Source organism: Pseudomonas machongensis, from assembly GCF_034961125.1.
In the GTDB taxonomy this organism is placed as follows: domain Bacteria; phylum Pseudomonadota; class Gammaproteobacteria; order Pseudomonadales; family Pseudomonadaceae; genus Aquipseudomonas; species Aquipseudomonas machongensis.
On sequence record NZ_JAYFUI010000135.1, the window covers coordinates 1 to 8,073 of the forward strand.

Sequence of the window (8,073 nt, forward strand, 5' to 3'; positions counted from 1 at the left end):
GGGCCGCGCCGCCTACGAGCCCAACTCGATCGATGCTGGCTGGCCGAAAGAAACCCCAGCAGCGCCGCAGGACGGTGGCTTCGAGAGCTACCAGGAGCGCGTCGACGCGCACAAGATCCGCCAGCGCAGCGAGTCGTTCGGCGATCACTTCTCGCAAGCCCGGCTGTTCTTCCACAGCATGAGCGACACCGAACAACAGCACATCATCAAGGCCTACAGCTTCGAGCTGGGCAAGGTGGAGCGCGAGCATATTCGTGCGCGTGAGGTTAATGAGATTCTGGCCAATATCGACCTGAAGCTTGCAGCCGCTGTCGCGCAGAACCTCGGCCTACCGGCGCCGAAGACCGGGACGGTCAAAGGTAAGGAATCGAAACTCAAGGCGTCGCCGGCCCTGAGCCAGATGAATCATCCCGGCGATGTGGGCATCAAGGGGCGCAAGATCGCGTTGCTGGTGGCCAATGGCGTGGATGACGAAAGCGTCGACAAGCTGGTCAAGGCGCTGGAGGCCCACAGCGCACGTCCCATGCTGCTGGGGCCAACCTCGGCGCCGGTGAAGACCTCTGGCGGCAAGGCGCTGGCGGTGGATGCGTCGATGGAGGGCATGCCCTCGGTCATGTTCGACGGGGTCCTGGTGCCCGCTGGTAAGGCCTCGCTGGATGCACTGGCGGGCAGTGGCGTGGCCAAGCACTTCCTGCTCGAGGGCTACAAGCACCTCAAGGCGATCGCTCTGGCCAATGATGGCAAGGCGCTCCTGGGGGCGCTGGGGCTCAAGGAGGACAAGGGGTTGCTGCTTGGGGATGACCAGAAGACCGTGGAAGCCTTTGTGAAGGCGGTCGAAGGGCACCGGGTATGGGAGCGGGAGGCCGCTGCAGAAGCGATTCCGGCTTGATGCCGTAGCATCTGTTCGCGGGTAAACCCGCTCCCACAGGCTATGTACCCATCTGTGGGGGGCGGGTTTACCCGCAATGGTGTCGACTCATCTGTGGGAGCGGTTTTACCCGCGAAGATGTCGACGCTGTCTCAGCGCTGATGCGGCACCAGCACCACCTGTGCTGGCAATGCCCGCTGGATCTCGTGCTTCTGCTTCAGCACAAAGTCCGCATCGATCCGCGTCACCCGCTTCTGCAGCAGGGTCTTGAGCCACGGCGCATCCTGAGTGCGTGGCACCTGGAACACCACTTCGCACTGGTAATTCACCACATCGGCGGCGATGTTATCCAGTTGCTTGCGCATGGCTGCAATGTCCGTGGTTTTCAGTGCAATCACCGTGCTCGGTGCCGCCGGGTCGATGACCCGTGCCTGTGGCTTGGATTCTGCAGCCTTCAGCGCGGCTTCAGCCTTGTCCAGCTCGGCCTGGCGAGCATGGGCGACGGCATCGCCGCCGGTCAGCGCTGGTGCCTGGGGCATCAGTGCACGGGCGCGGGCCAGCGCAGTGGCGGCCGCATTGACGTCGCCTTTCTGCAGGACGATCTGGCTGCGTTGCAGGTAGGCTTCGGCGATCTGGCGCTGGTATTGCTCGATACGCGCATCGTTCGGCGACTGTGCCTGCAGGCTGGCGAGCTGGTCTTCGGCAGTGGCCAGCTCGTTGCTGGCGATGTTCTGTTGCAACTGCTGCCAGGCGTCTGGCTGCGCAGGCGCGACCGGCTGCTCGACCGGGGCACTGGAACAGGCGGCCAGGAACAGGGAAAACGCGGCAACAAGCAGATAACGGGAGGCGAACGGCTTCATTCCTGCGACTCTCTATTTGCGCAAAAAGCGAGCAAGTCTACACCCAGGTGCGCACGCTCGAAAACAAGTCTTACAGACCCTTTACGGGCGCAAAGGTTGCAGGGTGCGTCAATGCGCACCCTGAAATTTCAGCGCTTGGGCAATGCCAGGCTCAGCAAGAATAGCACTGCGGCACAGACCACGATCGATGGACCAGCAGGCGTATCCTTGAACCAGGACATCGCCAGCCCCCCGCAAACCGCTGCCACGCCCAGCAAGCTGGCGCCCAGGGCCATCTGCTCGGGCGAGCGCGCGTGACGCTGTGCCGCAGCGGCCGGGATGATCAGCAGCGAGGTGATCAGCAGCACGCCGACGATCTTCATCGCCACTGCGATCACCACCGCGATCAGCAGCATCAGCGCCATGCGCAGGGCCGCCACTGGCAGGCCCTCGACCATCGCCAGCTCCTCGTGCACGGTGATTGCCAGCAGCGGGCGCCAGAGCACCGCGAGCAAGCCCAGCACCAACACGCTGCCGCCGAGAATCCATGAAAGGTCGGTGGTACTGATCGCCAGCAGATCACCGAACAGGTAGGCCATCAGGTCGATGCGCACATCGTGCATGAAGCTCAGCACCACCAGTCCAAGCGACAGGGTGCTGGGTGCGAGGATGCCGAGCAGGGTGTCGGAGGCCAGCGGCTGGCGCTGTTGCAGGGTCACCAGCAGGATCGCCAGCAGCAGGCAGCCGACCGTTACCGCGAGCGTGGGGCTGACGTCCAGCACGAAGCCCAGGGCCACGCCCAGCAGCGCGGCATGGGACAAGGTGTCGCCGAAATAGGCCATGCGCCGCCAGACCACGAAGGAGCCCAGTGGGCCGGCCACCAGCGCCAGGGAAAGACCGGCAAGCAAGGCGTACAGAAGAAAATCAGCCATGCTTGCAGTGCTCTCCGTGAACATGGGCGCCAGGGGCGATCACCGCGCCGTGCAGATCGTGGCTGTGATCATGATGGTGGTGGTAGACCGCAAGGCTTGGAGCGTTCTGGCCGAACAGCTCGACGAAGGCCGGGTCGTTGCTGACCTGCTCCGGGTGCCCGGAGCAGCACACGTGGCGGTTCAGACAGACCACCTGGTCGGTGGCGCTCATCACCAGGTGCAGGTCGTGGGAGACCATCAGCACACCGCAGCCATGGCGGTCGCGCAGGCGGGTGATGAGGTTGTACAGTTCGGTCTGGCCAACCACGTCGACGCCCTGTACCGGTTCGTCGAGCACCAGCAGTTCAGGCTCGCGCAGCAGCGCCCGCGCCAGCAATACCCGTTGCATCTCGCCCCCGGAGACCGTCTGGATCGGGCTGTCGATGACTTGCTCGGCGCCCACCTCCTGCAATGCCGACAGCGCCGCAGCGCGATCCACGCCCGGCACCAGGCGCAGGAAACGCAGTACCGACAGCGGCAGGGTCGCGTCGACCTGGATCTTCTGCGGCATGTAGCCGATGCGCAGGCGCGGCTTGCGCCAGACCTTGCCACTGTTCGGCTTGAGCAGACCGAGCACGGCGCGCACAAGTGTGGTCTTGCCAGCACCGTTGGGGCCGATCAGGGTGACGATCTGGCGTGGTGCTACCGACAGGTCGATGCTGTCGAGCACCGCTTCGCCGCCAAAGGTGACGCCGACCTGCTCCAGGCGGATCAGCGCTTCGCTCATGCGGCGCCCCGGCAGTTACTGCAAAGGCCGACCACTTCGACGGTCTGGGTGTCGACGGCAAAGCCCACAGCCTTCGCACTGGCTACGATGGCGCCGCTGATGCTCTCCTGCTCCAGTTCGATGGCCACGTGGCATTCGCGGCAGATCAGGAACTGGCCTTGGTGCTTGTGTTCAGGGTGGCTGCAGCCGATGAAGGCGTTGAGCGAGGCGATGCGGTGCACCAGGCCGTTCTCGAGCAGGAAGTCCAGGGCGCGGTACACGGTCGGTGGTGCGGCGCGGCGGCCGTCCTGTTCGCTGAGCACGGCGAGGATGTCGTAGGCGCCCAGCGGCTTGTGGCTTTGCCACACCAGCTCCAGCACACGGCGGCGCAGCGCGGTCAGGCGCAGACCCTGGCGGACGCACAGGGCGTCGGCTTCGGCCAAGGCGCTGTGGACGCAATGGGAATGATCGTGGGGACGGTGAGCCAGCGGCGTGATTGACATGGGCGGCGACGGTTATCGATGGAGACGTTATTATGTTACCTGTTTCTGACGAGCCGAGTATCCACTGTGTCCCGATTCCTTGCTCTCTTTGTCGCTTTCATCACCTTCTCGGCCCAGGCCGACGTGCGTGTGCTGACCAGCATCAAGCCCCTGCAGCAGATCGCTGCCGCGGTTCAGGACGGTGTCGGCAGCCCCGAAGTGCTGCTGCCGCCCGGCGCCTCGCCGCACAACTACGCCTTGCGCCCGTCCGACGTACGGAAGGTGGGCGATGCCGACCTGCTGTACTGGATCGGCCCGGACATGGAGAGCTTCCTGCCGCGCGTGCTGAAAAACCGCAGCAAGCCGACCATCGCCGTGCAGACGCTGGCGGACATGAAGCTGCGTCGTTTTGGCGAGGACAGCCACTCGCATGAAGAAGACCACGACGATCACGACCATGACCACCAGCCGGGGTCGCTCGATGCGCACCTGTGGCTGTCATCGGTCAATGCCCGGGTGATTTCGGCGAAAATGGCCAGCGACCTGGCGGCGGCGGATCCGGCCAATGCGGCGCGCTATCAGGCCAACCAGAAGGCCTTCGTCGAGCGTCTGGACGCGCTCGACCAGCGGATCAAGGCCCGTGTGGCGGGCATTGCCGGCAAGCCTTACTTCGTGTTCCACGAAGCGTTCGACTATTTCGAAGCCGAGTACGGGCTGCGTCATACCGGCGTGTTCAGCGTCGCCGCCGAAGTGCAGCCGGGTGCCCAGCATGTCGCGGCCATGCGCAAGCGTCTGCAGGAAGTTGGCCCGACCTGCGTGTTCAGCGAGCCGCCGATCCGCCCGCGCCTGGCCGAAACACTGGTGGCCGGGCTGCCGGTGACCTTGGCGGAGCTGGATGCACTGGGTGGGAACGATCCGGTGGATGGCAAGGGCTACGAGCGTTTGCTGGAGAAGCTGGGCAACGACCTGGTGGGTTGCCTGGAGCATCTCTAGCGGCTGACCCGGCCCTATCGCGGGGCAAGTCGCAGCGGCGGTTCGCCGCTGCGACTTGTCCCGCGATAGGGCCGCCGCGCTTACAGCGCAAACGGCAACTTCAAAGCCACCTGCTGACGCTGCACCAAACGCACCTCGAACTCGCTCGGATCATGGATCGTCACGTCCATGCCGGCGAAGTCCCGCGCCGCGATCAGGCGCGACAGCCAGAAGCGTACGCAACCCACGCGCAGCATCACCTGCCACAGCTCTGCCTCGGCCGCAGTGAACGGCCGCAGCGCCGCGTACGCCCCCAGCAGCGCCTGGGCGCGCGGCAGATCGATGCCGCCGTCGGCGTCCAGGCACCAGTCGTTGATGGTGATGGCGATGTCATACAGCATCGGCCCGGAGCAGGCGTTGTAGAAATCGATCAGCCCGGTCAGGTGGGTGCCTTCGAACATCACGTTGTCGCGGAACAGGTCGGCGTGCAGGTTGGCCCTGGGCAGTGCCAGGATCTGCGCCTTGTGCGCGGCGATTTCGTCCAGCGCCGGTTGCAGCAGCTGCGCCTGTTCGGTGCTCAGGCCCGGCAGCAGGTCGGCGCCTGAGGCCAGCATCCAGTCCAGGCCCCGATCGGTGCGACGCTCGATGATGCGCTCGCGGGTCGCCAGGTGGATATGCGCCAACAGCTCGCCAACCTGGGCGCAATGCTGGTTGTTCGGCGCCTTGACGTGCTTGCCCGACAGCCGTGGCTGCAGCAGTGCCGGCTTGCCGCACAGTTCGCGCAGGCCCTTGCCGTCGCGATCGCGCACAGCGTAGGGAACGGGCATGTCGGCGTCATGCAGGACGTCGAGCAGTTCGATGAAGAACGGCATGTCTTCGGCCGGCCCCCGCTCGATCAGCGTCAGCACGAATTCCCCTTTTTCCAGGCTTACGAAGAAATTGCTGTTTTCGGTTCCGGCGGCAATGCCCTGGAAGTCGAGCAGACGGCCCAGCTCGTACGGCGCCAGAAAGGTTTCCAGCTCAGGCCGGGACACAGGGGTGAAGACTGACATGTTGAAAAGTTGCCCATACGGGCACCTCCTGGAGGAGGTGCCTGGTTGATAAGAACGATACGCGTTACTAGCTTACCATTCGAAGATTTTCCAGGACGGAATCAGCATGTCCGGCTGGTCGGATCGAATGAAATTGCCATCGGAGCCATCGGCGCGTACCAGGAAATAAGGCTTGCCGTTTTTCGGCGTGATCTTGATCGCATACAGGAAACCGTTCTGACGGTACTCCTGGATGGTTCTGTCGCCTTCCGTGCGAATGGTCACATCGGGATCTGCCGATGGGGCGTCGTCCGCCGCCAGCGTAACGACCGGCATGGTGGCCAGCAGGCTGAGCAGTAACAGGCGAATGGGTGTACGCATGATAACCTAAGTCCTTTTGTCGTCACTGATCCGGCTATTCTAGCTCCGGACCCGTCGAAAAGGTTGATTCTCCTCATGAGCCAAGCGCCTCTCGTCCTGGTGGACGGTTCGTCCTACCTCTACCGCGCCTTTCACGCCCTGCCGCCGCTGACCACCTCCAAAGGCATGCCCACCGGTGCGGTCAAGGGCGTGTTGAACATGCTCAAGAGCTTGCGCAAGCAGTACCCGGATAGCCTGTTCGCGGTGGTCTTCGACGCCAAGGGCGGCACTTTCCGCGACGCCATGTTCGCCGAGTACAAGGCCAACCGCCCGAGCATGCCCGACGATCTGCGTGTGCAGGTCGAACCGTTGCACGCCAGCGTCAGGGCCCTGGGCTACCCGCTGCTGTGCGTCGAGGGTGTCGAGGCCGACGACGTGATCGGTACTCTGGCCCGTAGCAGTGCGGCAGCCGGGCGTCCGGTCATCATCTCGACCGGCGACAAGGACATGGCGCAACTGGTAGATGGCCACATCACCCTGGTCAACACCATGACCGGCACGGTGCTCGACGTGGCAGGCGTGCACGAGAAGTTCGGCGTGGGCCCTGAGCACATCATCGACTTCCTGGCCCTGATGGGTGACAAGGTCGACAACATCCCCGGTGTTCCGGGGGTCGGCGAGAAGACCGCAGTGGGCCTGTTGACCGGTATCGGTGGCGGTCTGCGTGACCTGTACCAGAACCTCGACAAGGTTCCGGGCCTGGCCATTCGCGGCGCCAAGACCCTGCCGGCCAAGCTCGAGGAGCACCGCGACGCGGCGTTTCTGTCGTATGAGCTGGCGACCATCAAGGTCGATGTCGAGCTGGATGTCCAAGTCGATGCCCTGGTATGCGGCGAGCCGGACCGCGAAGCATTGCTGGCGCTGTACACCGAAATGGAGTTCAAGAGCTGGATCGCCGAGGTACAGCGCGACGCCGCCCGGGAGGGTGACACCATTGCTCCGGTCGAGGAGCCCGCTGCCCAGGTCGAGGCGAAATACGAAACCCTCCTCGACCAGGCGCGCTTCGATGTCTGGCTCGAGAAGCTGCGCCAGGCGCCGCTGTTCGCCTTCGACACCGAGACCACCGGCCTGGATGCCCAGCGTGCGGAGCTGGTCGGCCTGTCATTCGCGGTCGAGCCCCATGAAGCGGCCTATGTGCCGCTGGCCCACGACTACGAAGGTGCTCCGACGCAGCTGGACCGCGACGCGGTGCTGACGGCGCTCAAGCCGCTGCTGGAAGACCCGGCCAAGGCCAAGGTCGGGCAGAACGCCAAGTACGACATCAATATCCTGGCCAACGCTTCGCTGCCGATCCAGATGCGCGGCGTGGCCTATGACACCATGCTCGAGTCCTATGTGCTCGACTCCACTGCTACGCGCCACGACATGGACAGCCTTGCGCAGAAATACCTCGACCACAGCACCATTGCGTTCGAGGATATTGCTGGCAAGGGCGCCAAGCAGCTGACCTTCAACCAGATCCATCTGGACAAGGCTGGCCCGTACGCCGCCGAAGATGCCGATATCACCCTGCGCCTGCACCACGCACTGCAGGCACGCCTGGCGAAAACCCCCAGCGTGCAGCCGGTGCTGATGGATATCGAGATGCCGCTGGTGCCGGTGCTGGCCAGGATCGAGCGCCAGGGCGCGCTGGTCGACGCTGCGCTGCTCAAGGTGCAGAGCGGTGAGCTGGGCGTGAAGATGGCCGAGCTCGAACGTCGGGCGTTCGAGCTGGCCGGCGAGGAGTTCAATCTGGGCTCACCCAAGCAGCTGGGGGTGATCCTCTATGACAAGCTGGGCATGCC

At 64.3% G+C, this 8,073-nt stretch carries 9 protein-coding genes; 3 read left to right on the forward strand and 6 right to left on the reverse strand.

Translation table 11 applies throughout. The features are described 5' to 3' along the window. On the forward strand, window positions 1-889 hold an 889-nt coding region (locus VA602_RS14165), incomplete at its 5' end, for a catalase-related domain-containing protein (protein WP_323453515.1). A gap of 131 nt (window positions 890-1,020) precedes the next feature. Here the strand turns inward: VA602_RS14165 and VA602_RS14170 are convergent. From VA602_RS14170 to zur, 4 genes are all read right to left on the reverse strand, one after another. Continuing rightward, entirely contained in the window at window positions 1,021-1,728 is a 708-nt protein-coding gene (locus tag VA602_RS14170) for a PA5502 family lipoprotein (RefSeq protein WP_323453516.1), read from the reverse strand. A 128-nt stretch (window positions 1,729-1,856) separates the two neighbouring features. Then, a complete protein-coding gene (gene znuB / locus VA602_RS14175) occupies window positions 1,857-2,639 on the reverse strand; it encodes a zinc ABC transporter permease subunit ZnuB (RefSeq protein WP_063541998.1) in 783 nt (260 codons plus the stop codon). Next, entirely contained in the window at window positions 2,632-3,405 is a 774-nt protein-coding gene (znuC, locus tag VA602_RS14180; RefSeq protein WP_323453517.1) for a zinc ABC transporter ATP-binding protein ZnuC, read from the reverse strand. Before znuC ends, znuB begins: the two co-directional genes overlap by 8 nt. Further along, window positions 3,402-3,887 carry a zinc uptake transcriptional repressor Zur gene (gene zur / locus VA602_RS14185; protein WP_054893358.1) on the reverse strand — a complete coding sequence of 162 codons (486 nt, stop codon included), beginning with the start codon at window positions 3,885-3,887 and terminating at the stop codon, window positions 3,402-3,404. The genes znuC and zur overlap by 4 nt, the downstream gene beginning before the upstream one ends. An 18-nt stretch (window positions 3,888-3,905) precedes the next feature. On the opposite strand from zur, the gene VA602_RS14190 reads away from it, so the two are divergent. Continuing rightward, entirely contained in the window at window positions 3,906-4,859 is a 954-nt protein-coding gene (locus VA602_RS14190; RefSeq protein ID WP_371105625.1) for a zinc ABC transporter substrate-binding protein, read from the forward strand. An 80-nt stretch (window positions 4,860-4,939) separates the two neighbouring features. Here the strand turns inward: VA602_RS14190 and VA602_RS14195 are convergent, their stop codons facing one another. Together VA602_RS14195 and VA602_RS14200 are read right to left on the reverse strand one after the other, a co-directional pair. After that, window positions 4,940-5,890 carry a homoserine kinase gene (locus VA602_RS14195; protein WP_054893356.1) on the reverse strand — a complete coding sequence of 317 codons (951 nt, stop codon included), beginning with the start codon at window positions 5,888-5,890 and terminating at the stop codon, window positions 4,940-4,942. A gap of 72 nt (window positions 5,891-5,962) precedes the next feature. Further along, window positions 5,963-6,250, reverse strand: coding sequence for a DUF2782 domain-containing protein (locus VA602_RS14200; protein ID WP_063542000.1), 288 nt, complete (start codon window positions 6,248-6,250; stop codon window positions 5,963-5,965). Window positions 6,251-6,325: 75 nt separating this feature from the next. Here VA602_RS14200 and VA602_RS14205 point away from each other — a divergent pair. Then, a partial coding sequence (locus tag VA602_RS14205; protein WP_323453518.1) for a 5'-3' exonuclease H3TH domain-containing protein occupies window positions 6,326-8,073 on the forward strand: 1,748 nt, incomplete at its 3' end.

What these genes read in the sequence shown, in the direction of transcription:
- VA602_RS14170 (WP_323453516.1), bottom strand. Translation starts at nt 1,728, where the DNA reads ATGAAGCCGTTCGCCTCCCGTTATCTGCTTGTTGCCGCGTTTTCCCTG.
- znuB (WP_063541998.1), bottom strand. Translation starts at nt 2,639, where the DNA reads ATGGCTGATTTTCTTCTGTACGCCTTGCTTGCCGGTCTTTCCCTGGCG.
- znuC (WP_323453517.1), bottom strand. Translation starts at nt 3,405, where the DNA reads ATGAGCGAAGCGCTGATCCGCCTGGAGCAGGTCGGCGTCACCTTTGGC.
- zur (WP_054893358.1), bottom strand. Translation starts at nt 3,887, where the DNA reads ATGTCAATCACGCCGCTGGCTCACCGTCCCCACGATCATTCCCATTGC.
- VA602_RS14190 (WP_371105625.1), top strand. Translation starts at nt 3,906, where the DNA reads ATGGAGACGTTATTATGTTACCTGTTTCTGACGAGCCGAGTATCCACT.
- VA602_RS14195 (WP_054893356.1), bottom strand. Translation starts at nt 5,890, where the DNA reads ATGTCAGTCTTCACCCCTGTGTCCCGGCCTGAGCTGGAAACCTTTCTG.
- VA602_RS14200 (WP_063542000.1), bottom strand. Translation starts at nt 6,250, where the DNA reads ATGCGTACACCCATTCGCCTGTTACTGCTCAGCCTGCTGGCCACCATG.